The 24,707-nt window shown below is 65.7% G+C and carries 22 protein-coding genes; 6 read left to right on the top strand and 16 right to left on the bottom strand.

What is annotated here, in order from left to right; translation table 11 throughout:
- Window positions 1-103: 103 nt before the first annotated feature.
- The 4 genes from AC1C2N_RS07450 to AC1C2N_RS07435 form a co-directional block, all read right to left on the bottom strand.
- Window positions 104-1,195, bottom strand: coding sequence for a hypothetical protein (locus AC1C2N_RS07450; protein WP_495433505.1), 1,092 nt, complete (start codon window positions 1,193-1,195; stop codon window positions 104-106).
- Window positions 1,165-2,613: a CCA tRNA nucleotidyltransferase gene (locus AC1C2N_RS07445; RefSeq protein ID WP_495433504.1), complete on the bottom strand. Its 1,449-nt coding sequence runs from the start codon at window positions 2,611-2,613 to the stop codon at window positions 1,165-1,167. The genes AC1C2N_RS07450 and AC1C2N_RS07445 overlap by 31 nt, the downstream gene beginning before the upstream one ends.
- Before the next feature lie 200 nt (window positions 2,614-2,813).
- Window positions 2,814-5,345 carry a LuxR C-terminal-related transcriptional regulator gene (locus AC1C2N_RS07440; protein ID WP_495433503.1) on the bottom strand — a complete coding sequence of 844 codons (2,532 nt, stop codon included), beginning with the start codon at window positions 5,343-5,345 and terminating at the stop codon, window positions 2,814-2,816.
- A gap of 96 nt (window positions 5,346-5,441) precedes the next feature.
- Window positions 5,442-5,732, bottom strand: a complete 291-nt coding sequence (locus tag AC1C2N_RS07435; protein ID WP_495433502.1) for a hypothetical protein — start codon at window positions 5,730-5,732, stop codon at window positions 5,442-5,444.
- A 119-nt stretch (window positions 5,733-5,851) separates the two neighbouring features.
- Here AC1C2N_RS07435 and AC1C2N_RS07430 point away from each other — a divergent pair, with 119 nt between their 5' ends.
- Entirely contained in the window at window positions 5,852-7,285 is a 1,434-nt protein-coding gene (locus tag AC1C2N_RS07430) for a SulP family inorganic anion transporter (RefSeq protein ID WP_495433738.1), read from the top strand.
- A 121-nt stretch (window positions 7,286-7,406) separates the two neighbouring features.
- Complete coding sequence (locus AC1C2N_RS07425; RefSeq protein WP_495433500.1) at window positions 7,407-7,703, top strand: hypothetical protein; 297 nt, start codon at window positions 7,407-7,409, stop codon at window positions 7,701-7,703.
- 50 nt (window positions 7,704-7,753) lie between these two features.
- Here the strand turns inward: AC1C2N_RS07425 and AC1C2N_RS07420 are convergent, their stop codons facing one another.
- The 7 genes from AC1C2N_RS07420 to AC1C2N_RS07390 all read right to left on the bottom strand — a co-directional run bounded on the left by AC1C2N_RS07420 (window position 7,754) and on the right by AC1C2N_RS07390 (window position 16,302).
- Complete coding sequence (locus AC1C2N_RS07420) at window positions 7,754-8,245, bottom strand: hypothetical protein (RefSeq protein ID WP_495433499.1); 492 nt, start codon at window positions 8,243-8,245, stop codon at window positions 7,754-7,756.
- A gap of 209 nt (window positions 8,246-8,454) precedes the next feature.
- Window positions 8,455-9,198, bottom strand: a complete 744-nt coding sequence (locus AC1C2N_RS07415) for a response regulator (protein WP_495433498.1) — start codon at window positions 9,196-9,198, stop codon at window positions 8,455-8,457.
- Between the two features lie 5 nt (window positions 9,199-9,203).
- A complete protein-coding gene (locus AC1C2N_RS07410) occupies window positions 9,204-11,738 on the bottom strand; it encodes a sensor histidine kinase (RefSeq protein WP_495433497.1) in 2,535 nt (844 codons plus the stop codon).
- Between the two features lie 2 nt (window positions 11,739-11,740).
- Entirely contained in the window at window positions 11,741-12,349 is a 609-nt protein-coding gene (kdpC, locus tag AC1C2N_RS07405) for a potassium-transporting ATPase subunit KdpC (protein WP_495433496.1), read from the bottom strand.
- A 28-nt stretch (window positions 12,350-12,377) separates the two neighbouring features.
- The gene (gene kdpB, locus AC1C2N_RS07400) at window positions 12,378-14,537 is read right to left on the bottom strand and encodes a potassium-transporting ATPase subunit KdpB (protein ID WP_495433495.1); all 2,160 of its coding nucleotides are present in this window, start codon (window positions 14,535-14,537) and stop codon (window positions 12,378-12,380) included.
- Window positions 14,538-14,540: 3 nt separating this feature from the next.
- Window positions 14,541-16,214, bottom strand: a complete 1,674-nt coding sequence (kdpA, locus tag AC1C2N_RS07395; RefSeq protein WP_495433494.1) for a potassium-transporting ATPase subunit KdpA — start codon at window positions 16,212-16,214, stop codon at window positions 14,541-14,543.
- Window position 16,215: 1 nt separating this feature from the next.
- Window positions 16,216-16,302, bottom strand: a complete 87-nt coding sequence (locus AC1C2N_RS07390) for a potassium-transporting ATPase subunit F (RefSeq protein ID WP_033373121.1) — start codon at window positions 16,300-16,302, stop codon at window positions 16,216-16,218.
- 357 nt (window positions 16,303-16,659) lie between these two features.
- Between AC1C2N_RS07390 and AC1C2N_RS07385 the strand changes: the two genes are divergently transcribed.
- Complete coding sequence (locus AC1C2N_RS07385; protein ID WP_483406221.1) at window positions 16,660-16,926, top strand: acylphosphatase; 267 nt, start codon at window positions 16,660-16,662, stop codon at window positions 16,924-16,926.
- Window positions 16,927-16,957: 31 nt separating this feature from the next.
- Window positions 16,958-17,443, top strand: a complete 486-nt coding sequence (locus AC1C2N_RS07380; protein WP_495433493.1) for a 2'-5' RNA ligase family protein — start codon at window positions 16,958-16,960, stop codon at window positions 17,441-17,443.
- 67 nt (window positions 17,444-17,510) lie between these two features.
- On the opposite strand, the gene AC1C2N_RS07375 is transcribed toward AC1C2N_RS07380, so the two are convergent.
- A complete protein-coding gene (locus AC1C2N_RS07375; RefSeq protein ID WP_483406223.1) occupies window positions 17,511-18,020 on the bottom strand; it encodes a hypothetical protein in 510 nt (169 codons plus the stop codon).
- A gap of 123 nt (window positions 18,021-18,143) precedes the next feature.
- Here AC1C2N_RS07375 and AC1C2N_RS07370 point away from each other — a divergent pair, with 123 nt between their 5' ends.
- Together AC1C2N_RS07370 and AC1C2N_RS07365 are read left to right on the top strand one after the other, a co-directional pair.
- Window positions 18,144-18,356, top strand: a complete 213-nt coding sequence (locus tag AC1C2N_RS07370; protein WP_483406224.1) for a hypothetical protein — start codon at window positions 18,144-18,146, stop codon at window positions 18,354-18,356.
- 57 nt (window positions 18,357-18,413) lie between these two features.
- Complete coding sequence (locus AC1C2N_RS07365) at window positions 18,414-19,190, top strand: hypothetical protein (protein WP_483406225.1); 777 nt, start codon at window positions 18,414-18,416, stop codon at window positions 19,188-19,190.
- 71 nt (window positions 19,191-19,261) lie between these two features.
- Here the strand turns inward: AC1C2N_RS07365 and AC1C2N_RS07360 are convergent, their stop codons facing one another.
- The 4 genes from AC1C2N_RS07360 to AC1C2N_RS07345 form a co-directional block, all read right to left on the bottom strand.
- Window positions 19,262-20,104, bottom strand: coding sequence for an SMP-30/gluconolactonase/LRE family protein (locus AC1C2N_RS07360; protein WP_495433492.1), 843 nt, complete (start codon window positions 20,102-20,104; stop codon window positions 19,262-19,264).
- Between the two features lie 4 nt (window positions 20,105-20,108).
- The gene (locus tag AC1C2N_RS07355; protein WP_483406227.1) at window positions 20,109-20,288 is read right to left on the bottom strand and encodes a PspC domain-containing protein; all 180 of its coding nucleotides are present in this window, start codon (window positions 20,286-20,288) and stop codon (window positions 20,109-20,111) included.
- A 105-nt stretch (window positions 20,289-20,393) separates the two neighbouring features.
- Window positions 20,394-23,405 carry an AAA family ATPase gene (locus tag AC1C2N_RS07350; RefSeq protein WP_495433491.1) on the bottom strand — a complete coding sequence of 1,004 codons (3,012 nt, stop codon included), beginning with the start codon at window positions 23,403-23,405 and terminating at the stop codon, window positions 20,394-20,396.
- Entirely contained in the window at window positions 23,402-24,649 is a 1,248-nt protein-coding gene (locus AC1C2N_RS07345; protein ID WP_483406229.1) for an exonuclease SbcCD subunit D, read from the bottom strand. Before AC1C2N_RS07345 ends, AC1C2N_RS07350 begins: the two co-directional genes overlap by 4 nt.
- Window positions 24,650-24,707: the final 58 nt, after the last annotated feature.

Raw genomic sequence — 24,707 nt, 5'->3', positions numbered from 1 at the left:
TGAGTACGCTCTCGACACTCAAAATAGGCGCGGAACACCCGAGTAAAAAGGGCTTGACAGCCGGACGCTGTGCGCTGCATGGAGCCTGAGCGCTGCAGGGCCCTCAGCCGCCGAGAATACCCGCGACGACAGCGGCGATGACACAGACCGCGTACGTGACGAGGACAATCGCCGTGAGGTTCGGCGTCGGCAGCCGTCTCCCGCCATCGGCGACGATGTCCGTCCTGACGTCCCCGACGCGCTCGTCCCGATAATTCACGGTTCGCTTGTACGCGCCCTCGGCAATAGTGCCGATGATCCGCTGGATGCGCTCCCACTCCGCGGGCTCAGCGAGGGCGAACGGCCGTGGCCGGTAGAGGAAAAGCCTGTCGTCAACGACTTCGATGTCGAAGTCCCGGCCTTCATCGATGAGGACGGCCATCAGGTCCGGGGTGAGCAGGTAGAGCGCGTCACGCTCGTATCCGGGCGGACAGGTCATCCGGAAGTGACGGCTGAAGTCACCCTCGAGTGCGATGGCGCCCTGTCCCGAGTACGGGTTCTCGAGTTCGCGTCCGCGCAGACCGTGGTTGGACAGCGAGTCAAGGACGATATGGGGGAACCGTCGGGGCAGGTCGACCTCGACGTAACCCCACACGTGCTGTTCAGCACCACCCTTCGGAAGGCTCCTCAGATAGGAGAGATTACCGACGCTCCACCGTGACTGCTCACCAAAGTCGACGACGTCGGACGCGCGCCTCCGGTCGCCGCGCGAAAAGAGCATCCCGGCCAGCTGCGGCGCTGGCATGACCACTGTGTACCTGGCGCCGTTCTGCTCGGCGAAGCGGGCGATCCGGACCCGGTCCCGCCACAACCGTGATCCCCATCGCGGCCAGCGAAATCGCCCGACGATGAGCGTTGAACCGAAGACCATCAGCGCTGAGACGAGGGCGACCACGACACTTTCGACGCTCACGCCCTCGACGAGGACCAGCAGGCCGACAAGGGCACTGGCAACGCCGAACACGGCCATGCCGATGACGGTCACCCATCCCCGGAGGCTCGGCGCTGTGGGGTCCAGCCTCGGCACCCCGGCAGCGATGGACGTGTGACGAAATGAGCGCAGGTCGGGGCCGGTCACCGGCTCAGCGAGGGCTCTCAGGTCGAGTGCCGTCGCCGCCCCGCCGCTCACGAACTCGCGTCCCGCTGAGCCCACCACTCACGAAGACGACGTTCGGCTTCTTCCGCGCCAAGCGGTCCCTCATCGAGGCGCAGCTCGAGCAACCACTTGTAGGCCTCGCCCACCTCGCGGCCCGGCTTGATTCCCAGAACCCGCTGGATATCGTTGCCGTCGAGATCCGGACGAACGGATTCCATCTCCTCGCGTTCGCGCAGGTCGGCGATGCGGGCTTCGAGGTCGTCGTAAGCGAATCCGAGGCGGTCTGCCTTGCGGCGGTTTCGGGTGGTGACATCGGCCCTGGTGAGGATGTGCAGTCGTTCGAGCAAGTGGCCGGCATCCCGCACGTAACGGCGCACCGCCGAGTCGGTCCAGGCCCCGTCGGTGTAGCCGAAGAACCGGAGGTGAAGCTCGATGAGCCGGGAAACGTCCTTCACCGTGTCGTTGTCGTACCGGAGCGCGGTCAATCGCTTCTTCGCCAGTTTCGAGCCCACCATGTCGTGGTGGTAGAAGCTCACGGCTCCGCCGGGCTCGAGCCGACGGGTTGCGGGCTTCCCGATGTCGTGCAGGATGGCCGCGAGTCGCAACGTGAGGTCCGGCGCCTCGCCCGGATGCCGCGCCTTTTCGTAATCGATGGCCTGTTCGAGCACAGTCAGCGAGTGCTGGTAGACATCTTTGTGGTGGTGGTGCTCGTCGATCTCCAGCCGCAGCGCGGGAATCTCCGGGATCACGATCTCCGCGATGCCGGTGTCGACGAGGAGCTCGATCCCCGCCCTCGGCTTGTCGGTGAGCAACAGCTTCGACAGTTCCCCCTGCACCCGTTCGGGAGACACGATCCGGATGCTGTCAGCCATATCGCTCATCGCCGCGGCTGCCGCCGGTTCAACGGAGAACCCCAGCTGTGCGGCGAAACGTGCGGCACGGAGCATCCGCAGTGGGTCGTCTCCGAAGCTGACCTCTGGGGCACTCGGGGTCCGCAGGGTTTCAGCGAGCAGATCCTCAACACCGCCGTGCGGGTCGACGAGGATCTTCTCGGGCACCCGGAACGCCATGGCGTTGACCGTGAAGTCGCGCCGGTGAAGATCGTCTTCGAGATTGGTGCCGAACGCGACGACCGGCTTGCGGGTTACACCGTCGTAGGCGTCAGCGCGATAGGTGGTGATCTCCACGGTCTCGGTCACACCGTTCGCCGTCACTCGCGCGCCGATGGTGCCGAAGTCGCGGCCGATGTCCCACTGCGCGTCTGCAACGGGTTTGGTAACCGCGAGGATCTCATCCGGCGACGCGTTCGTGGTGAAGTCGAGGTCGGTGACCGGGCGGCTCAGCATGGCATCCCGCACCGGACCGCCGACGAGCGCGAGTTCGAATCCCGCTGCGGAGAACGCGGATGCCACCTTCATCACGACCGGCGACGCGGCAAGTTCCGACAGGCGTTCCAACGATTCAGCCATGCTCACCATGGGTTCAATGGTAAGGGGGCCGCTGGTGCCCGGGCGACGGCGTCTTCTCGACAACCGACCTCAACAACCAACCGTGATCGACCAAAACTCGATCGACCAAAAGTTTGAGCCACGCGCCATCGGTGTTCAAGCTGCCCCACGAGAACACCGACGGACGCGAAGCTACAGAGATAGTGTGTCCGAGCTGACTACGCCGCACACTAGGGGGCATCCCTAGTCAGGGATCTCTCAGGTTGGGCGGACGGAGGTAACTCCTCCCCGTCGATCAGGTGCCGGATGCCGCGCCGCGAGGTGAGATGGAGCTTCGCGAGAACATTGCCCATGTGGTACTCGACACCCTTGACGGTGACGAAGAGGCGCTGGGCCACCTCTCGGTTCGTGAGTCCCTGGGCAGCAAGGCGTGCGACTTCGCGCTCCCGCCCGCTGAGCACGCTCAGGGGGTCCTTCGTCGCCGCCGATGGACGCGAGGGAAGCGCCGATTCGTCGCGGAGCTCGAGCCACCAGCCACGCTCAACCTGAGCGCGGGGGTGCTCGGTCGCGAGCGCCTGCCTGGCGATGCGCACGACAGCGGCGCGGTCACCCTTTGCCCGCGCGGCGACAGCCCTAACCAGCATGGTGAGGGACGTGTCGACCGCGGATCGCGACAGGTCGGCGTCGGGGAGGAGGATCTCCGCTGCTTCGAGTTCACCGCGCGCCGCTGGCACGAGCGCGGCAACGACCTGGCAACTCCCGTATGTCCAGGAACCACCGAAGTCGTCGGCAAGTGACACAGCGACAGCGGCGGCGGTCGACGCGTCGTCCCAGTTCCCGCGTCTGAACTGGGCAAGGGCGAGCTCGATGCGCCCGAAGGGAGCGAGTGCGGGGTTTATCGCGTCCGTCAGTTCGATCCCCAGCTCGAGGTCGCGGATCGCGTCATCGAGGCGACCCTGCTGGCGGCGAACTCCGCCGCGAACGACCAGCATCAGCGCGTGGCGCGGCTCAAAACCCGATTGCTCCCCCCGGCTGATGTGCTCGGAGATCTCCTCATCGACGGGTTCCGCGGCACCCGACCGCCACCTCGCGAGCGTCCGCCAGGTGAGCGCGATGCCTTCCAGCTCGTCAAGGTCGACGCCGCCGATTGACTCCGGAGTGTTCAGCAGGGCAGAACGGGTTCTCCCGACCTCGGAGAGGACAGCGTCGCACGCCTGGCAGACGGCCTCGAACCTGCGGGCTTCGATCTCCAGGTATGCCATCGAGCCATTGGCGAGAGCCACGATGGCTCTCTCTCGCAGGGTTGCCGGGCGACACAGCGCTGCACGGGAGAGCATCGTCCTCGCGGGCGCGATGTCTCCCATCGCGTAGAGAGCGCTGCCGAGGAGAAGATCCCGTTCCGGCCCTGCGGGGAGGTTACTGAACTCAGGCATGGCCGGCACCAGGAGGCTGTAATGCTGTGTCGTGACGGCGTAAATACCTGCCCTGATGAGCCGTTCGTGCCGGTCGGCCAAAGAGCTGGACACGGATGAACCCCAGCGAAGGTAACGTACGGCCCTCGCCGCCTCATGGTTCCGCAGGGCTTCTTCCGCCGCCTCATCGAGTGTTCTCGCGAGTGAATCGTCGGGGCCAGGCGCAGACCTGACCCGGTGACGGAGACCTCGATCGCCTCCGACAACCTCGGCAGCCGCTCTGTGCAGTTCCTGCCGCGACCTCTCCGGGAGCTCTGCAAGCACAGCGTCACCGACCCGCTGGTGATGCATCCGCAACTCGAGCGACCCGCTCCCCTCCCCGGCATCGATCATGCCGGAGAGGATTGCGTCGTCAATTGCATCCATCGTGACGGTCGGCGATCCCAGACGGCCGGCTGCAGCCATCAGCAGGCTGGCGCTGACCGGGCCCTCCAGCGTTGCGACGAGGTGTATGACCCTGCGCGCGGCCTCCGGCATCCGGTCCATTGCCTCCCTGGTGATGGTGTCGAAGCCCGGTGCGGGCGCGAGCGCTCCGTCACCGAGCCGGCGTTCGATTTCGACGGCCACGTCGGGGGCGGATGCCACCCGGTCCAGAATCGCCCGGATGTGGAGCGGATTGCCATCGGTGGCAGCGACCAGCCGCTTGGCGGTCCGGCGCGGCACAGACACACCGAGCACCGTCCGGACGAAGTCCACCACGTGATCCGGCGACAGCCCGTCGACCTCGACGCGGATACCGGATTCGCCATCGAGAGCGAACCTCCTCACCTGGTTGAGGAGGTCAGTGGCAACGGGGCGGGCGACGACGATAAAGAGCAGTCGGTCATACAGTGATCGCCGCGCGGCGAACCAGAGCGCCCTCGCCGATTGTTCGTCGACCCACTGCGTATCGTCGATGGTGATGATGGATGCTCCCTCGCTCGCATCCACCACCGCGAGAAGCGCGGCCCCCGCGACCAGGGCCGAGACGTCCTGCTCGACCCCGCCGGCCAGGACAGGCGGAAGCAGGGACTGGTCGAAGGGTGCGAGGAGCTGATTCAGGACACCGTACGGCAGAGCCCGTTCATAGGCGTCCGCCACGGCGTGGTACCGCGGCCAGTCAGGAAGGACAGCCAGAGCCGCCCGAAGAAGCGCCGTCTTTCCGAATCCCGACTCCCCCTCGATGAGGACGAACTTCGCTCCGCCCTCCACCGTCGAGGCTGTTCGCACTATCGCATCCAGCTGGCGGGCGCGCCCAAAAAGCACCGGTGGGGGCGGTGATTTTGCTCGCTCGGGGCGCACATCTGACATGGGACTCCAACGGTAAACGGGAATGGATTATGTCACCACCCCTCATACCGGTGTAGTGCGCCGAACTTTCTGGTCCGAACTCTGGCGGGTTACCGGTCAGCGCACAAGGTACCAACGTCCCTGGTCACGAGCGGTCACCGTCCAGTTCAGAACCTCAGCGATGAGCCCGGTCTGCTCCGCCACGTGACTGCCCACCCTCAGCGCCTCACTGGCATCCTCGGCGGTAAACCGAACGACGATCCGAGGAGAGCCGGCGACGACGGAGAGATCGGATGCTTCAACAACGACGAGCTCAGCCGCAGCGGCAGCAGCTCCGGGGAGCACTGAGTCAGGCATAACCCCTGGCGCCAGCCTGCCAACGCTGATGGTCACTCGGTAGGAGGGCATTCTCAGAGCCTACGGGCCGCCGGGCGAGAGAATACAGTTGACCGGTGCCTTCACCACGATCAGCCGCTACCCCGGCGCGCTCCGGCGCTCCCCTGGCCCCGACGGTTCTCGCCACACTCATGAACCCCAAAGCCCTGAGTGTGGAAGTACTCGCCGGCATTGTCACGACGCTGGCGCTCATTCCCGAGGTGATCTCGTTCTCCGTGATCGCGGGCGTGGATCCGAAGGTCAGCCTCGTGGCATCCGTCGTTCTCGCGATCTCGATGTCGTTCCTCGGCGGACGGCCCGCGATGATCACCGCGGCAGCGGGAGCCGTCGCACTTGTCGTCGCTCCGCTGGTCAAGGAGCACGGCGTCGAGTATCTGCTGCCCGCCGTCATTCTCGCCGGACTGATCCAGGTGCTGTTCGGCGTTACCGGGCTGGCCCGCTTGATGCGATTCATTCCCCGCTCCGTGATGATCGGTTTCGTGAACGCCCTCGGCATCCTGATCTTCACCGCGCAGGTGCCCCACCTCCTCGGACAGCCGTGGCTGGTGTATCCACTGTTCGTCCTGACCGTCGTCATAGTTCTGGTCCTGCCGAAAATCACGACAGTGATTCCGGCACCGCTCGTTGCGATCGTCGTCGTGACGGCGATCACCATGGTGGCCCACCTCACAGTGCCCACTGTCGGCGACGAGGGCGACATTGCCGGTGGCCTTCCCGGGATCACGCCTCTTCTCGTGCCGCTCAACCTCGAGACCCTCTCGATCATCGGCCCGACGGCTCTCAGCGTTGCCTTCGTCGGTCTCATGGAGACGCTGCTCACGGCCAAGCTCGTCGACGACATCACCGAGACCCGGTCAGCGAAGAACCGCGAGTCCTGGGCACTCGGCATTGCGAACATCCTGGCTGGCTTCTACGGCGGCATTGCCGGCTGCGCCATGATCGGCCAGACCGTGGTCAATGTGAAGCTGGGCAGGGCACGCACGCGGATCTCGACCTTCGTTGCCGGCGTTGTGCTTCTTCTGCTCGTGACGGTGCTCAGCGACGTGATGGAGCAGATCCCGATGGTGGCCCTCGCCGCGGTGATGATGATCGTTGCCATCACCACGGTGAACTGGCACAGCGTCTCGCCGTCGACGCTCAGGCGGATGCCGGTTCCCGAGACTGTCGTGATGCTCACGACGGTTCTCGTCGTTGTCGTCACGCACAACCTGGCCGTCGGCGTTGCCGCGGGCGCTGTCCTCGCCATCGTGCTGTTCGCGCGCCGGGTGGCGCACGTCGTTCGCGTCTCGAGGACCGTCTCAGAGGACGGCTCGAGTGTGCGTTATGCCGTGAACGGTCCGCTCTTCTTCGGATCGAGCAATGACCTCGTCGAGCAGTTCTCGTACGGCCAGGACCCGGCCGAGGTGATCGTCGATTTCAGCGCGTCGCAGATCTGGGACGCGTCGACAGTCGCGGTCCTCGACTCGATCGAATCCAAGTACAGGGCGCACGGCGCGACCGTGCAGTTCGTCGGGCTCGACGACCGATCGACGAGCTTCCGCAACAACCTGACAGGACGACTCTGACCCGCGAGGGCGAGCCGCAGAGCGCGGGAATGTACACCCAATGAGGCGACAGTGGAAGAGCTGTGCGCTTTGTGCCGCCGGTGGGTAGCCTCGGGGCATCCGTCAATGAAAGGACCCCCGCATGACCGACCAGCACCCCACCGAAAGCGGAAACGACACGCTCCCTGAGCTCCCCGACCAGGGGCAGCGCGACGGCAACTACGAAGAAGCCAAGAACGCTGACGCGGCTGACCACTCGTCGCTCGAAACCCCGCCGGCTGACGGGACGGGCTCCGACGGCGCAGCCTCTGCCGACGGCGCCAGCTCCGACGACTCAGTGGACGGAGCAAACGACCACGGCGGTTCGAAGCCGTCCGGCCAGTCCGGCACCTACGCCGGAACCGATGCCGTCGACGAGACCGTGCCCGTTCAGGATTGACCTGACGAGGAGAGCGCGACGCCGCTCCCGCGCTCAGAGGATCATCAATCCTAGGTGCGACCGAACTCTGTGATGTCCTTGTGGTGCCGGGCGAACGGGAGCGGCACGGCGCCAGCGTCGTCCGGGTCGCGATGCCGCAGGGGGAGGGCGACGAGCCCGACAATCAGGAGAATGATCCCGGTACTCGCCATCGTCGGCGGGAGGCCAGCCAGGAATGCGGCCACCGGTCCGTCGAAGATGGCGAGTACCGATCCACTCAGATCGGTTACGGATGCCGTCCACGCGGCCGGACTGACGATGTCGCGGAGCGCGACAGTGCCGTCGTCCACCTCAGCCACGCGCCCGACGGCCACCGAGAGCGGTGTCGTCGACGTGCGAACGACCACCGTCTCCCCCACGGCCGGCGCGCCGGCGGCCGGACCGACGATGGCGATGCTGCTGGCGGCGTCGCTCAGGGCTCCCTCAATCCTGAGGGTGCGTTGACCGGTCACCGCCGTCCACAGGGTTGGCCCGATGAGCAGCAGCATGAGAGTGATGATCATTACGCGACGAAGCACAATTCCGAGGCGGAGTATGGGCTCGACGGCTGGTACGGCGCCTGCAGCTGCCTGGCGCCCTGACTCTGATACCGCCGAGGAAAGTCGGTCATTCACTGGTCGTCCCCTCGATGCCCGAATCCGTCGGGTACGGAGGTACGCCGGGCATCCGTAATTCTGGCGGTCCTGCGCGTTCAACCCACTGGGGTTGCCCCCTAGGTTTCAGCTGTTGGCGCTGTCATCGTTGACGCCGGAGCAGGCCCGGATGCCGCGTCATCCGTCTGGAACCTGTAGCCCATGCCGGGTTCAGTGAGCAAAAATCGCGGCCTGGACGGATCCGGCTCGATCTTCTTGCGCAACTGGGCGATATACAACCGCAGGTACCCGGTGTCGGTGATGTGCTCAGATCCCCAGATGTCGCTGAGGAGACTCTGACGAGTGACCAGTTTTCCCGGATTCCGGACGAGAAGCTCAAGTACCTGCCATTCGGTGGGCGTGAGTCGTACCGACTCGGTCCCGGAGGCGAGGGAGCGGGTGACACTGCGCGCTGCGAGGTCGATGGTGATATCGGCGATCCGCGTCACCGGAACGGATTCCTGTGACGGCACCCGCCGGGTGAGGGCCCGGATCCGGGCGAGGAGTTCATCGATGGAGAAGGGCTTGGTGACGTAGTCATCGGCACCGGCATCCAATGCCTCGACCTTGTCGGTTGCGCCCGTGCGACCTGAGACAACAAGGATCGGCGCCTGGGTCCACCCGCGCAGCGCCTGGATCACCTCGATGCCGTCGAGCTCCGGCATCCCGAGATCGAGCATGAAAATGTCGGGGCGGTGCTCGATCGCCGCGTTGATCGCTTCCACTCCGGTCGCGGCGGTGACGATGTCATACCCCCGTGCCCGCAGGGTGACCCGAAGCGCGCGGAGGATCTGCGGGTCGTCGTCCGCGATGAGAATCTTCATGTCGGTCATTCCTGGTCGTTCGGAGCGGGCGGGGTGCTAACGAATCCGGTCTCGGCCGGAACGTGCTCGGCAATGGGGAGAGCGATCACCATGGTCAGTCCACCGCCGGGGGTGTCCTCCACCTCGAGAGTTCCGCCCATCCCCTCGGTGAATCCCTTGGACAGCGCGAGCCCGAGGCCGAGTCCCGTGAGGTTGTCGGTGTCACCAAGACGCTGAAACGCCATAAAGACGTCGTCGCGACGTTCGGGGGCGATGCCGGGGCCGTGATCGATGATGCGGATCTCGACGGTGCCGCCGAAGCTGCTCCCCGCGACCCGCACCCGGGTTCCTGGCGGGGCGAAGCGGGTCGCGTTCGCGAGGATGTTGACGACCACCCTCTGCAGCAGCCCGGGGTCGGCGATGATGTCTGGCAGCCCGTGTTCCAGGGCGATTTCGACGTCGCGCGGTCCCAGGTGAAGCTCGTCAAGCGCGGGAAGGATGACGTCGTCTGCGGCGACTCGACTCAGTGACACCCCGAGCACGCCGGCTTGCACCCGGCTCACATCGAGGAGAGTAGTGACGAGCGATGAGAGGGTGCCGAGGCTTTCCTCCGCGGTAGCGAGGAGCTCCTCTCGATCGTCGGGCGACCAGGAAACATCGGTCGCCCGCAATCCGCTCACCGCAGCTGTTGCCGCGGCGAGCGGGCGCCGAAGATCGTGACTGACCGCGGACAGCAGCGCGCTCCGTACCCGGTCGGTCTCGGCAAGCGGACCGACCTCGCGAGCCGTTGCCGTGAGGTCGGAGTGTTCGAGTGCCGCGTTGACCTGAGCGGCGATCACGGCGAGAAGACGACGTTCGGATGCCTGCAGGTCGCCTCCGTGGAGCTCAAGCGTTGCCCGATCGCCAACGGGCACCGCGGTGAATTTCTCGTCAGGGGTCGGCTCGCCATCACGAACCAGTACCTGCCCGTCGACCACGAGGCGCACTCCGGTCAGGGAGAACGCCTCCCTCGTCCGGCTGATCAACGCCTGGAGCGCGCTCTGCCCGCGGAGCACACTCCCCGCGACAGTTGCGAGAAGTTCCGCTTCTGCTGCGGCGCGCCTGGCGGCTCGTGTCCGACGCGCGGCCTGGTCGACGACGTAGCTGACAAGCGTCGCATTGAGAACGTAGAGCGCGAGCGTCACGAGCTGGATGGGTTCGTTGACCGTGATCGTGCGCACCGGCTCGACGAAGAAGAAATTGAGGGTGAGTCCCGAGAGGAAGGCGGCGAACAGTGCGGGCCAGATTCCACCCACGAGCGCAACGATGACGACGAGCAGCTGGTAGGCAAGCACGTCGCTCGAGAACGAGTCAGGGTTGCGGAGCGAGACGAGCAGCCAGGTGAGGAGTGGACCGGCGCCGAGAGCGAGGAGGAACCCGGCGATGCGCCGCTTCATGGTGAGCGCCCCGCCCAGCCGCGGGAGCGAGAATTTCCCTCCTCCCGCTGCGGAGTGCGTGACGATGTGCACGTCGATGTCACCGGACTCGCGAATCACCGTTGCGCCGATTCCGGGGCCGCTGATGGCCGCCGCGACGCGGTTCCTGCGGCTCACCCCGATGACGAGTTGAGTCGCGTTCGCTCCTCGCGCGAACTCAACGAGCGCACGGGGAATGTCGTCACCGACGACCTGGTGGTAACTGCCGCCGAGCTTCTCGACGAGGGCTCGTTGCTCGGCGAGGGCTTCGGGGTGTGCGCTCCGAAGCCCGTCCTGGCCCGTGACGTGCACGGCGAGGAGCTCTCCTCCAGAGGATCTGGCGGCGATCCGGGCACCGCGGCGGATGAGGGTCTCTCCCTCAAGGCCACCGGTCAGCGCGATGACGACCCGCTCCCTCGCCTCCCATTTCGCGTCGATCCCGTGCTCAGCGCGGTAATTGCGGAGCGCACTGTCGACCTCATCAGCCAGCCAGAGCAGCGCCAGTTCGCGGAGAGCCGTGAGGTTTCCGAGCCTGAAGTAATTCGACAACGCGGCGTCGATCCGCTCTGCCGGATACACCCGGCCCGCCGACAGCCGATCCCTGAGCGCCTGCGGGGCCAGGTCGACGACCTCGATCTGCTCGGCCGCTCGCAACACCTTGTCGGGAACCGTTTCGCGTTGGGGCACACCGGTGATCTGGTGAACCACGTCGTTGAGCGACTCGATGTGCTGGATATTGACCGTCGAAATGACGTCGATCCCGGCGTCGAGCAGGGCGTCGACGTCCTGCCATCTCTTCTCGTTCGCGGATCCGGGAGCATTGGTGTGGGCTAGTTCGTCCACGAGGGCGACATCCGGATGCCGGGAAATCACGGCGTCGAGGTCAAGCTCGGTCAGTTCCACACCGCGGTGCGAGACGGCCATGCGCGGGATGACCTCGAGGCCTTCGACCATCGCTGCTGTGGCCGCGCGACCGTGGGTTTCCACGATCGCGACGACCACATCGCTGCCTTCATCGCGAAGGCGTTTGCCTTCTTCGAGCATGGTGAAGGTCTTTCCGACACCGGGAGCGGCGCCGAGCAGCACCCTCAGCCGCCCTCGCTTCATCCTCAGCCCTTCAGGCCCTGGAGGGCGATATTCAACTCGAGCACGTTCACGGTCGGCTCGCCCAGAAAACCGACATCCCTATTCTGGACGCTATCCTCAACCAGAGCTGCGACATCATCCTCTGACAAACGTCGTTCAGCCGCTACCCGTGCCACCTGGAGACGGGCGTATTCGGGGCTGATGTGGGGATCGAGACCGGAGGCCGACGTGGTGAGGGCATCGACAGGGACCTCTCCGGGATCGACCCCGTTGAACGCGGCGACCTGGTCCCTGCGCTCTTCGATTGCCGCAATCAGGTCGGGGTTCTCCGGGCCCAGATTGGAGCCGCTCGAGGCGCCAGCGTCGTAGCCGTCACCGGCTGCTGACGGCCGCGGCTGGAACCACTCGGGCAGAGGGTCGCCTTCGGCGTCGCTGAAGGACTGGCCGATGAGGGCCGAGCCGACGGTTGTCCCGTTCGCTTCAAGAGTGGAGCCGTTCGCCTGGCCGGGGAAGGCGATCTGCCCGATACCGGTGATCGCGAGCGGATAGGCGAGGCCGAGGGCGACGGTGAGGACCGCCATCGCCCGGAGCGCTACCCCTGCTGTTCGCAGGGTGCTGCGTGAGGTACTCATTGTTTTTTCTTCTCTCTCAGGAGGTAAATCAGAATCCGGGGATCAGGCTGACGACGAGGTCGATGAGCTTGATTCCGATAAAGGGAGCGATGACGCCGCCGACGCCGTAGATCAGCAGGTTCCTCGACAGCACCCGTGAGGCGCTCAAGGGGCGGTACTTCACTCCGCGGAGGGCGAGCGGAATCAGCACGATGATGACGACAGCGTTGAAGATGATCGCGGACAGCACAGCGGATGCCGGCGAGTGCAACCCCATGATGTTGAGCACGGCCAGACCGGGGAAGACCCCGGCGAACATCGCGGGGATAATCGCGAAGTACTTCGCCACGTCGTTGGCGATGGAGAACGTGGTGAGCGCTCCACGCGTGATCAGCAGTTGCTTGCCGATCGCCACGATGTCGATGAGCTTGGTCGGGTCGGAGTCGAGGTCAACCATGTTGCCCGCCTCCTTCGCCGCTGATGTGCCCGTGTTCATCGCGACTCCGACGTCGGCCTGTGCCAGCGCCGGGGCGTCATTGGTGCCGTCACCGGTCATGGCGACGAGGTTGCCGCCCGCCTGCTCCTTCTTGATGAGCTCCATCTTGTCTTCGGGTGTGGCTTCAGCCAGGAAGTCATCGACTCCGGCCTCCGCGGCGATCGCCTTCGCCGTCAGCGGGTTGTCGCCCGTGATCATCACCGTGCGGATACCCATGGCCCGCAGCTCAGCGAAACGCTCGGCCAGTCCGTCCTTGACGACGTCCTTCAGGTGAACCACACCCAGGATCCTGGCGCCTTCCTCCGGCGACTTCGCGGCAACGACGAGGGGGGTTCCGCCCGATGAGGAGATCCGCTCCACCTGCTCGTCCAGGTCCGCGAGTATGGAACTCGCGGCACGCTTGTCCTGCTCGATCCAGGCAATCACCGCAGAGCTCGCGCCCTTCCGGATCTGGGTGCCGTCCGGCTGGTCGATTCCGGACATCCTGGTCTGCGCGGTGAACGGCACGACGTCACCGACGGCAAAGTCACCGACGTGGACACCCTGCTCGTTGGCGAGGTCGACGATCGACTTGCCCTCCGGCGTCGGGTCGGCGAGCGACGACAGCGCGGCAGCCCGAACGAGCTCCTGCTCGTCGATTCCGGCAAGCCTCACGAACTCGGATGCCTGTCGGTTTCCGTACGTGATCGTTCCTGTCTTGTCGAGCAGCAGGGTCGTCACGTCTCCGGCGGCCTCAACGGCTCGGCCCGACATCGCCAGCACGTTGTGCTGCACGAGCCTGTCCATTCCGGCGATGCCGATCGCGGACAGCAGGGCGCCGATGGTTGTCGGGATGAGGCACACGAGAAGCGCGATGAGCACCGGAACGCTCACCTCGGCCGACACCGACGACGCAATCGGGTTGAGGGTGAGGGTGACGACAACGAAGATGATGGAGAGACTCGACAGCAGCACATTCAGCGCTATCTCGTTGGGCGTCTTCTGCCGTGCCGCACCCTCGACCAGCCCGATCATGCGATCGACGAAGGTCTCGCCCGGCTTGGACGTGATCCGGATTACGATGCGGTCGGACAGCACCCGGGTGCCGCCGGTGACGGCGCTTCGGTCGCCCCCCGATTCGCGGACCACCGGCGCTGATTCGCCGGTAATGGCTGACTCATCGATTGAGGCAATGCCCCAGATGATGTCACCGTCTCCCGGTACGAGTTCACCGGCGCTGACGACGACGACGTCCCCGAGGGTCAGATCGGCCGACGAGACCTCGTCGGGGACCGCCCCTGAGGCGGAGGGGTCCCCCGCCTCGTCATAGTCGACAACGCGGTGGGCGGTCGTACTTGTCCTGGTCTTTCGCAGGCTGTCGGCCTGAGCCTTACCGCGCCCCTCGGCAACCGACTCCGCGAGGTTCGCGAAGAGAACGGTCAGCCACAGCCAGACGGCGATACCCCAGGTGAACGTCGAGGGGATCGCGGATCCGCCCGACGCTTCCGGTCCGCCGAGGAACGGTTCAGCGATCGCGATCGCCGTGGTGAGAACGGCTCCGACCTCGACGATGAACATGACGGGGTTGCGCCACATGATTCGCGGGTCGAGCTTACGGAATGCGCCGGGAACGGCGTCGAGGAGGGCGGCGGGCCCGAACGCCGCCTTGGGTTCTTCCGCCGGTTTCTGCTCGGGAGCGTTCCGGGACGATGACGGTGCGGTGAGTGTGGACATGGTTTACAGCAGCCCTTCTGCGAGGGGTCCCAGTGTGAGCACGGGGAAGAAGGTGAGTGCGGTCACGATGACCGTCACACCGGTGAGAAGACCGACAAAGAGCGGCCGGTGGGTTGGCATGGTTCCCGCTGTTGCCGGAACCTTGTCCTGTGCCGCGAGCGAACCGGCGAGCGCGAGAACGAAGACCATCGGCAGGAACCGCCCGAGGAGGATCGTGACGCCGAGGGCTGTGTTGAACCACGGAGTGTTCGCTGTCAGTCCCGCGAATGCCGAACCGTTGTTATTCGCGGCAGAGGCGAACGCGTAGATCACCTCGGAGAGGCCGTGGTTGCCCGGGTTCCAGATCGACGTCGACTCAACGTCAGAACGGATGGCGGGGATCGCGAAGCTCAGGGCCGTGCCACCGAGAACGAGGGTAGGCATGACCAGGATGTAGAGGCTCGCGAGCTTGATCTCCTTCGGCCCGATCTTCTTGCCCAGGTACTCCGGAGTGCGGCCGACGAGCAGTCCGGCAACGAACACGGCGATGATCGCGAGAATCAGCATGCCGTAGAGCCCAGAGCCGACCCCACCTGGCGCAACTTCTCCGAGCATCATGTTGAGCATCGGCATCATGCCGCCGAGAGCCGTGTATGAGTCGTGCATCGAGTTCACGGCACCGGTCGAGGTGAGCGTGCTCGTCGAGCCGAAGAGGGTCGAGGCGAAGATTCCGAAGCGCTGCTCCTTGCCCTCCATCGCACCTCCGGCCAGCTGTGGCGCCGTACCGAGGCCGGCGCGCTCGACGAGCGAGAGGATGGTGAGTGATGCGATGTAGAACGTCGCCATGACCGCGAGGATCGCAGAGCCCTGACGGCGGTCTCCGACCATGCGGCCGAAGGTGCGTGGCAGCGCGAACGGGATGGCGAGCATCAACACGTTCTGGAAGAGGCTTGTCCACGCCGACGGGTTCTCGAACGGGTGCGCGGCGTTCGCGTTGAAGAAGCCACCACCGTTCGTGCCGAGGTTCTTGATGGCCTCCTGCGAGGCAACGGGGCCACCCGGCAGGCTCTGCACGCCACCGGACAGTGTGGAGATTTCAGTGAACCCGTTGAAGTTCTGGATGACTCCGCTCGCGATCAGCACTATTGCGCTGAGCACGGAGAGTGGCAGCAACAACCGGAGGGTTCCGCGTGTCATGTCGACCCAGAAGTTGCCGATGGTGCCGGAACGACTCCGCGCGAAACCGCGGACCAGCGCGATGGCAACCGCAATTCCGACGGCAGCTGAAACGAAGTTCTGCACGGCTAGACCAGCGATCTGCACTGTGTAGCCGACGGTCACCTCGGGCGAGTACGACTGCCAGTTGGTGTTACCGACGAACGATGCCGCGGTGTTGAACGACAGGCCCTCTGGCACAGCCGGGAGCCCGAGAGAGTACGGCAGCACGGTCTGGAAACGCTGCAGGAGATAGACCAGGAGAACACCGATGCCGGAGAACCAGAGCACGCCGCGCACGTAGGCCTGCCAGGTCTGTTCGACCGAGGCGTCCACTCCGATGAGCCGGTAGAAGCCGCGCTCGATCCTGAGGTTCTTCGTCGAGGTATAGAGGTGCGCCATGTAGTCGCCGAGCGGGCGATACAGGAGAGCGAGGATGAGGGCAAGGGAAGCGACCTGAAGGATCGCGAAGAGACCGGCCATCCTAGAACCGCTCCGGTTTTACGAGTGCGTACACGAGATAGACGATGGCGGCGATTCCCAGGCCAGCGGCCAGGAGGGAGAAGAACATCACAGCTTCTCAACCCCCTTGGCGGCAAGGCCGACCAGCACGAACACGGCAATGCTGCCGAGCACGTAGACGATGTCAAGCAATTTCGGTTCCTTCAGGGGATTTCTCGCGCGATGCCGACGGGCATGCGGTCACCCGGGCTCGGGTGCGACATCTGATTAGACACCCGGGGTTCAGGGCCTTTGCGGCGTCCTAACGGAATCCAAACGGCGCTTACGCGAAACCTAACGACACTCGAGCAGCGGGTCCGAACGACCCTCGCTGCTCGCGCACACCGAGATGGATTCCGGGGAGGGCCCGTCGTCACAAACCCGTGGGGCCTCTGGTAATCGACACACCCGGCGTGAGAATGGGAGGGTGATTCGCAAACATGTCATCGTGCACGGCAGTGTGCAGGGGGTCGGCTTTCGCTACTGGACGAGAGCCGAAGCTGCGCGCCTCGGTGTCACCGGTTGGGTGCGCAACAGGCTCGACGGCAGCGTAGAGGCCGAGGTCGAAGGAACTGAGTCCGCCGTTGCCGCCATGATGGCCTGGCTTCAGCACGGCCCGAGTTCAGCGGTCGTCTCCGATGTGGACAGCGCAGACATCCACGTGAGGAACGACACCGAGTTTTCGGTGCTCTAAAGCCCCGTTCCCCTGGCCGTAGACTCGGCACATGTCGCGCGTGGTGGTGGTCGTTCCCTTGGAACCGCTCCGGGCCGGCGACAGTTTCCTCGTCAGTTCGTGGCCATTGCACATCACAGTGGTTCCCCCGTTTGCAACGGAGGCGGAGACGGCCGTGATCGCGACCGCTCTCGCCGACGCGGTCGGTGACCTCACACCGTTCAGCGTTCGCGCCACCGGGGACGCCCTTTTCGGGCGCCGCCACGACATCCCCGTCACCCTCATTGCCGACGACGAACGCCTGTTCGCCCTCCGCGACCGGCTGGTTGCGGCTGTGCGGCCGCTCGCGACGACACCGGACGAACCTGCTTTCTCGAGGCCGGACTTTCGCCCGCACGTCACCGTGAAGGGTGAGAAGCGGGTTGTCGACGGCCAGGAACTCCACCTGGCGCAGGTCGCTCTCGTCGACATGGCTCCGCGCCAGTCGCCCGGCGGACGAACGGTTCTCGCGACAGTGCCGCTGAACTTGTGCGGCTGAACTCGTGCCGCTGAACTCGTGCAGCTGAAACCTGCTCCATTGGAGCCAGGCGTACTGGGCCAGGCCGCTACGCCTGGTCCTCGGCTCCGTCGACCTGCTGCTCGTCCTGGTCGTTATCGAGGAACACACGTTTGTATTTGCGTCCGTCTGGCAGCTCAACAGTCTCAGCCCGAAGAGAACCACGGCTTACCCGAAGGTAGATGGCCTGCGCGGTGACTCCCAGGCGGGCGGCCGCCTCCGACACGGACAATCCGGGAAGGTCCGTCGGCACGCTGCTCGGTCGTGCTGCCCGCTTGCGTCCCGCCTCGTGACGCTCGGTGATCTCCTCGTCAGTGCCGAGCCAGCGCCATTTCGCTGCCGACGGTTTCAGGCCGGACGCATCGGCGACGCTTTCCCACGACGCGCCGCCGTCGATGGCCTCGCGCACCGCCGTGAGGGTTGCCGGGTCTTTCTCCAGCTCTCTGAGAAGTGAACGGATGTCGCGAAGCCGGCTGAGGGCATCCGGCGGCGTTTCGGCACTGTCGCCATCAACGACGCGGGAGAGGGCTGCACGTGAGGCAGGCGACAGGTAAGGCACGGCCCCTATGGTAACTGCAGGCCGCTGCATGACGCGGATCTGTCTCGAGCGCAACCCCTTGAACCGTGGAGCATTAGGCAACAGGGTTGACGCTGTCCCCACCATGACTGTCAGGAGCTAGACATGAGTCCCAGGTTCATCTTCATTCTCGCCATAGCGTTCAGCGCCTATGTGCTCGGTGCCAGGGCTGGCCGGCCGCGTTATGAGCAGATTCGCAAGAGCGTGACCTCGTTCTGGGACGACCCGCAGGTCAAGGCAGCCCGCAAAACCGTCGGCAAGAAGGCCAAGAGGTCCGAAAAGGCGCTCGTGAAGAAGATCAAGCAGCGCAAGCGGTAACCAGCACGACCAGACACGACCAGAATTGACCGACCACACACTTTCCCGGAGGTAACAATGAGTGAGCCCACAAAAGACGAAATTCCCACCCCGGCGGAGGTCTTCGCCAACTCCGACCTGGCCGATGCCCCCGACACCAGCCACACAGACGACGACGCTTCGGCGGACGACTCAAGCAGCAACGAGCCGAACGACAGCGACTCGAACAGCAACGACTCGAACGACAGCGACTCGAGCGACAATGACTCGAACGACAATGACTCGAACGACAATGGCGGGTCGGATGACGCAGACAGCGCTGCCGACGCTGACGCCCCGATCGCTTTCGAAGAGCCCCACGCCGACCAGTCCGGTGACGAGCAGTCGGATGAGTCCGACGGGCAGTCCGATGGCGAGCCGTCCTCGATCGGCGAACCAGACGTGGAGGCCGCAGCGGACCACGCGCACACGGCAGTCGACGAGGCGCCAATCGACGCACCGGGGCTGAAGGACGCCGCCCACGATGCTGTCGAGCGGGGCGCCGAGGCGGTGAAGCCTCTCGCCGAAAAGGCCGATGATGTTGGCGAAGCTGCCGAGAAGGCGGCGCAGGCGGCCCAGGCGGTCGCCGCCCAGGTCTCCGAGAGGCTCGCGAAAGCGGCGGCGATGGCCTCTGACAAGGCGTCACAGGCTGCGGACGCCTCACGCGAGGCGATCGATGCCGCCCGTGATGCAACGCAGGCCGCTGTCGCAGACTTGCGGACGAACTACGAAAAGCGTCCGGGCAGGCTAATCGCTATCGCGGCCGTCGGCGTACTCGCGACCGTCGGACTTCTCGTCAAGGCGTTCCGCCGCTAGACGTTCCCAACACCGACGAAGGCCCCCGACGATCCGTCAGGGGCCTTCGTTCTGTGGCGGGTCAGGTCGGGTCAGCCGGCGTACGGCAGCACGGGCTTGCCAGCCACGTCCACCCTGACGGTGAATACCGCGCCAGCCTCCGGCTCGGGGTCGTCGAGGTTCTCCCTGGAGGTGGTGATGAACAGATCGCGACCGTCCTCTCCGCCAAGGGTGCACGCTGTGACAAGGCGAACCGGCAACGCGATCTCGGTGAGGATCGTGGCATCCGGTGAATACAACCGCACCCGGCCGACGGAGTTCATCGCGACCCAGATATTGCCCTCGGAGTCGACGCAGAGCCCGTCGGGGCTGCCGTCGCCTCCGTCGGCGAACGGCCGGCGGTTCACCAGGACGTTGTCGACGACGTCGAAGACATCGGTTCGGCCGGTGGCCGTGTCGTTGTAGTACGCGAGGCTGCCGTCCGGGGAGAAGTCGATACCGTTCGACACCGTCACGTGCGGCAGAAACGTCGACACCGAGCCGGCTGGATCGATGCGGTAAAGCGCCGCGGCACCCGGTGTCTGGTCGTAACCCATCGATCCGGCGTAGAGACTGCCGTCTGGTGCGCACCCGCCCTCGTTCATGCGCACTCCCTGGTCGGTCCACAGCTCGATCTCCGACGTCGGCGGCGCGTCGACATCGTCGGCGAGTCCGATGCCGCGCTCGAGGCCGACGACATAGCCGCCGCGCGTGCGAGGGCGCACGAACGCCGCCACGGTGCCGACGTGCATCCGTGTGACGCCGCCGGAGGCATCGACGGAGAGGATGTCGCCCGCGAGCATGTCGACGAAGCGGAGGCCACCCCAGGTGGTCGACCAGACGGGGCCTTCACCGTGGTACGCGACCGGGTCTGTCAGTTGGTGCAGGGGAGCCATACCGTCAGATCTCGTTCGGGATGAGTATCCACAGGATGACGTAGGCGAGGATCTGTGGGCCGGGAAGCAGGAAGCTCAGCACGGTCAGCACCCGCACCAGGGTGGCCGATACTCCGAAACGATTGGCGACCGCCGCGCACACACCGGCGATGACACGGCCGCGACGAGGACGAATGAGGTTCATGCCTCACAGCCTGTCACCGCGGGCGGCCTCGCACAATCGGGGTTGTACCTGATCCTGAGTCAGGGTGAGCGACCGGCTCAGGAAAGCCGGCTCAGGTAAGCCGGCTCAGGCCAGTTCGAGGTGAGTGGGTGCGGTGCTCATCGCCACGCGGCTCGCGCCCGAGTCGGTGACCTCGATGCGAAGTTTCGCGTGGATCTGTTCCTTCATCGCGTCGACATGACTGATGAGACCGATGGTGCGGCCCCCTGATCGCAGGCTGTCGAGCGTTGACATGGCGATCTCAAGAGTGTCGCCGTCGAGGGAGCCGAATCCTTCGTCGATGAACAGGGTATCGAGGGTGATCCCGCCCGCCTGGTTCGTGACCACCTCGGCGAGGCCGAGCGCGAGCGCGAGCGACGCGAGGAAGGTTTCGCCTCCCGACAGCGAATGTGTGGGGCGGGCGCGCCCCGTGTGCTCGTCGAGGATGGCAAGCCCGAGTCCGGACCGCGTATTGCGGTATTGCACTGAATCGTCGTGCTGGAGCGTGTACCTGCCGCTGGTCATGGTGGCGAGGCGGGCGTTCGCCGCGGTCACGATCTCCTCGAGCTGGGCTGCGAGAACGTAGGTCTCGAGGCGCATGCGCTTCGTGTTGGGTTCATTACCCTGTACGGCACTCGCGAGTGCCCGCACGCGGTCGTATTCCTCCCTCAGCTGGGCGGATGCTTCCTGCTCGGCACGCACCCGGCGCACGATCACGGAGAGCTGGTCGAGGCGCTCCGCCAGAGAGCTTGCGGTCTGGAGTGCTGAGTCACGGATGGCCCTGGTCTCGGCGACGAGAGTTGCTGCTGGCGCGAGATCGACGAGATCGACCGGCAGGTCGGCCAGTTCCGGGTCGGCGAGGGTGGACCTTGCGGACGCCACGGCGTTGTCGAACTCACGGATGCGGACGTCGAGCGCGGCAATTTCGGCTGCGCCTCTGCGCGCAGAATCGACGGCGGACTCGTCGGCGAAGTCGTTCTCGGCGAGTTGGCCGACAAGCGTTTCGGCGGCGGCAGCGAGGGCGTCCTGTCGCGTTCGGGTGACCGAGGTGGCTTCGAGCAGGTCACGCGCGGCATCGAGTCGCTGCTCGAGGTCCAGGGCGCGTTCGGCGACGGAGTCGAACCCCGCGCGGTTCTCGGTAACCAGTGACGTTGCGTCATTCAACCGGGTGGTGGCTTCGACCACATCACGAGCGGCGTTGTCGAGGTCAGCGCGCAGCGCCGTCAGGGTTTCTCTGGCGGTGTCGAGCCGGGTTCGGAGTGCCTCCTGCCTGGCCTCCAGCTCGGCGACGTGTTCATCGGCCGTTTCGAGGTCGACCAGCAGGACCGTCGCGTCGGCCAGCTCGGCGTCGATCTCGTCGAGTGGCTTTGACTCGGCGCGCGCCTGCTCACTCGCCAGGCGCGTGGCGAGGTCCTGAGCGGCAAGCGTCGCCGTCTCGAGGTCGGCGCGGCGGGCCTGGACGAGAGCTCGCGCTTGAGTGATGTCAGCCTCGGTCACCTCGGCACCGTCCCACGACGCGGGCTTCGGGTGCTCCGTCGAACCGCAGACCGCACACGCGTCTCCAGCCACGAGTGCACCGGCGAGCTCGGCCGCGTGGCCGTTCAGTCGAGCACTGAAGAGTTCGTCGAGGTGAGTGGCGGCGGCGAGGTGCGCCGCACTGGCGTCTTTCTCGGTGAACCGTGCCTCGGTGAGTTTGCGGTCGAGCGTTGCCGCGCGCTGGGCCGCAGCCCTGGCCACCTCGAGCCGCGCGACCCTGGCCCTCGCCTCAGTGAGACCGGCGGCGGTAACCCGAACCGTCTTGAGTTCATCAGCGACGGCGTCGAGTTGCGTTGGGAGCTCTGCGACCCGGGTGGTGGCGTCGGTGACGTCGGCCGCACGGGCAGCATGGACCTGTGTGCACCGCTCGACCTCGGCCGAGAGCCGCGGGAGGGCACGCTCTTCGCCGAGCACGCTCTGCAGCGTGCCGAGCGAACGCGCGAGTTCGTCGATGACCGAACCCAGAGTGTCCGGATCGATGTCGGCGGCACTGTCGGCGTCGATGTCGGCGTCGATGTCGGCGTCATTGTCGAGCAGACCGAGGTACACCCCGGTCTTCTCCTTCTCGGCATCGATCGCACGCTGGTACGCCGCCTCGGCACCACGGCGGGCGGCGACATGAGCCCAGACCGATGACGCCCGTCGCGCTCGCTCGAGTGCCTCGCGATCGACCTCAATCGCGCCTGTCTGCGCTTCGAACGTCTCGAGCGTGGACAGGGCACTGTCGCGTCGGAGCTGGCGACGGCGGAGGTCTTGCAACCCCCGGTGCTCGGCGTCGGCCGTGGAGAACTCGGCGTCAGCGACGGTCGCGGCCTCAGCAGCACTCGCGTGTGCGTCGGCGAGACCGGCGAGGATCTCATCGAACCAGGCGAGGGCCGGCTCGCTCGGTGCGTCGTCCTGGACGAGTCCGGCGGCGAGGGCCGCCTGGGTCCTCAGGCTGCCCGCCGAGGAATCGAGCATGGCAGCGAGGTTTTTGCTCCGGCTGACGAGAGCGAGCTCCATTTGTTCGAATCGCTCGGTTCCGAAGAGCGTTCGGAGCACGGCCTGGCGCTCGTCGTTCTTCGCGAGCAGGAACTGCTGGAACCGGTTCTGAGCGAGCAGGATGACCTGGAGGAACTGGTCCTTGGTGAGGCCGAGGATGGCGTCGAGTTCGTGTGCGACGTCGACCGGACGGGCGGCGATACCCTCCCACACACCGCCGGTCAGCCGAAACAGCTCTGCCGTCGCCTTCTGCGGGGTCGTGCCTGTGCCGCGGGCCTTCGGCCGGTCATATTCCGGTGCTCGGCGCACACGATAGCTCGTACCGTTCACCGTGAATTCCAGCTCGACGAAAGTTGGGTCGCCGGTCTCGCAGTAGTCGCTGCGCAGCCTGGACTGGGTACCGTCGTACCGGGGAACACTGCTGTACAGCGCGAAGCAGATGGCGTCGAGGAGGCTGGACTTGCCCGCGCCGGTCTTGCCGGTGATGAGGAAGATGCCGTCGTCGTCGAACCGCTCGAAATCGATGTGCTGCTCGTCTTTATATGGACCGAAACCGGCGATCCTCAGCTGCTGGATCTTCATGCGTCGACCTCGGCGAGGGCGTCAACCGGGCCACGGGCATCCGTCGGGGAGACGCTCGTCTTCATGGGCTTCGCGGCCGCTTCATCGGTCTCGCCAACCGCCACCTCGCCGATCGCCACCTCATTAAGCACCGAGCTGAGGATGTCGGTTTCGAGTTCGGTCGGGCCGATGCCGTTGCGCACGAACTCGAGGAACCCCGAGACGATCTCGGCGTCGGTGCGGGCTCGCACGCGATCGGCGTACGTGGTTTCAGTTGCCGCGGTGGTCACCGCCGGGCGGTGCTCGAGCGTCACGCAGTGCCCGAACCTCCGCTGCAACTTGCGCATGCCGTCGAGCGGTCGCACCTGGTCGGTGAGAATGACAGAGAGCCAGTGGTCTTCGACCGCTGTGTGAGCGGCATCGGCGAGTATCTCGTCGAGGGAACCGGTGATCACCGAGAGCGAGCGCGGAACCGGAAGACCGACCCACTCCACGGTGGACAAGCCATCAGCATCGAGGTCGACGAGCCAGCCGCCCCGCGGCTTCGATGCCTCGGAGAAGGAATAGTGCAGCGGCGCACCCGAGTAACGGACACGCGCACTGAGCGTCGACCTGCCGTGAATGTGCCCGAGCGCGACGTAGTCGGGACCGTCGAAGACGCTCAGCGGGACGTAGTCGATGCCGCCAGAGGTGATGTCGCGCTCGACGTCGCTCGGCTCGACCCCCACAGCGAAGCAGTGGGACAACACGACGCTGCGGCCCCCACGCTCGGCGAGATCGTCGCGGATGCGGTCCATGACGAAACCGAGGACCTGCTCGTGGTTCTTCAGCGGAACATCGGGGTAATGGTGCCGCAGCAGCGCCGGCTCGAGGTAGGGAATGCCGTAGAAGTGAACAGGACCAAACCCGTCGTCGATCGTGATCGGCTGGCTGTGCTGTTCCTGCCGTGTCACGACGTGCACCCCGGCGAGACCCGAGAACCGGGACATGAAGCCGAGGCGGGTCGCGGAGTCATGGTTGCCGCTGGTGAGAACGACGGATGCCCCGGCCTCACGCAGCGCGACAACGGCGGCTTCAAGCACGGTGTATGCCTCGGCTGACGGGGTCGCCGAATCGAAGATGTCGCCCGCAACAACCACCACGTCGACCGAGCGTTCGCGCACCTCTGCGGCGAGCGCCGCAAGCACGGTGCGCAGGTTCTCGATGGTCGAGTGACCATGGAACGTGCGACCGATGTGCCAGTCGGAGGTGTGCAGGATTCTCATACCGACACGGTAACCCGGGCCACTGACATCGCTCGCGTGCGACGCCGGTGGCGCGGAT

The organism is Mycetocola sp. Y791 (assembly GCF_059445325.1).
Note: the sequence above shows the minus strand (reverse complement) of the source record. Positions and strands in the feature narration are given on the sequence as shown.

Bases quoted from the DNA above. Each gene is read 5' to 3' on its own strand.
- AC1C2N_RS07445 (WP_495433504.1), bottom strand. From the start codon at position 2,613: ATGGTGAGCATGGCTGAATCGTTGGAACGCCTGTCGGAACTTGCCGCG.
- AC1C2N_RS07440 (WP_495433503.1), bottom strand. From the start codon at position 5,345: ATGTCAGATGTGCGCCCCGAGCGAGCAAAATCACCGCCCCCACCGGTG.
- AC1C2N_RS07435 (WP_495433502.1), bottom strand. From the start codon at position 5,732: ATGCCCTCCTACCGAGTGACCATCAGCGTTGGCAGGCTGGCGCCAGGG.
- AC1C2N_RS07430 (WP_495433738.1), top strand. From the start codon at position 5,852: ATGAACCCCAAAGCCCTGAGTGTGGAAGTACTCGCCGGCATTGTCACG.
- AC1C2N_RS07425 (WP_495433500.1), top strand. From the start codon at position 7,407: ATGACCGACCAGCACCCCACCGAAAGCGGAAACGACACGCTCCCTGAG.
- AC1C2N_RS07420 (WP_495433499.1), bottom strand. From the start codon at position 8,245: ATGATCATCACTCTCATGCTGCTGCTCATCGGGCCAACCCTGTGGACG.
- AC1C2N_RS07415 (WP_495433498.1), bottom strand. From the start codon at position 9,198: ATGAAGATTCTCATCGCGGACGACGACCCGCAGATCCTCCGCGCGCTT.
- AC1C2N_RS07410 (WP_495433497.1), bottom strand. From the start codon at position 11,738: ATGAAGCGAGGGCGGCTGAGGGTGCTGCTCGGCGCCGCTCCCGGTGTC.
- kdpC (WP_495433496.1), bottom strand. From the start codon at position 12,349: ATGAGTACCTCACGCAGCACCCTGCGAACAGCAGGGGTAGCGCTCCGG.
- kdpB (WP_495433495.1), bottom strand. From the start codon at position 14,537: ATGTCCACACTCACCGCACCGTCATCGTCCCGGAACGCTCCCGAGCAG.
- kdpA (WP_495433494.1), bottom strand. From the start codon at position 16,214: ATGGCCGGTCTCTTCGCGATCCTTCAGGTCGCTTCCCTTGCCCTCATC.
- AC1C2N_RS07390 (WP_033373121.1), bottom strand. From the start codon at position 16,302: ATGTTCTTCTCCCTCCTGGCCGCTGGCCTGGGAATCGCCGCCATCGTC.
- AC1C2N_RS07380 (WP_495433493.1), top strand. From the start codon at position 16,958: ATGTCGCGCGTGGTGGTGGTCGTTCCCTTGGAACCGCTCCGGGCCGGC.
- AC1C2N_RS07370 (WP_483406224.1), top strand. From the start codon at position 18,144: ATGAGTCCCAGGTTCATCTTCATTCTCGCCATAGCGTTCAGCGCCTAT.
- AC1C2N_RS07365 (WP_483406225.1), top strand. From the start codon at position 18,414: ATGAGTGAGCCCACAAAAGACGAAATTCCCACCCCGGCGGAGGTCTTC.
- AC1C2N_RS07360 (WP_495433492.1), bottom strand. From the start codon at position 20,104: ATGGCTCCCCTGCACCAACTGACAGACCCGGTCGCGTACCACGGTGAA.
- AC1C2N_RS07355 (WP_483406227.1), bottom strand. From the start codon at position 20,288: ATGAACCTCATTCGTCCTCGTCGCGGCCGTGTCATCGCCGGTGTGTGC.
- AC1C2N_RS07350 (WP_495433491.1), bottom strand. From the start codon at position 23,405: ATGAAGATCCAGCAGCTGAGGATCGCCGGTTTCGGTCCATATAAAGAC.
- AC1C2N_RS07345 (WP_483406229.1), bottom strand. From the start codon at position 24,649: ATGAGAATCCTGCACACCTCCGACTGGCACATCGGTCGCACGTTCCAT.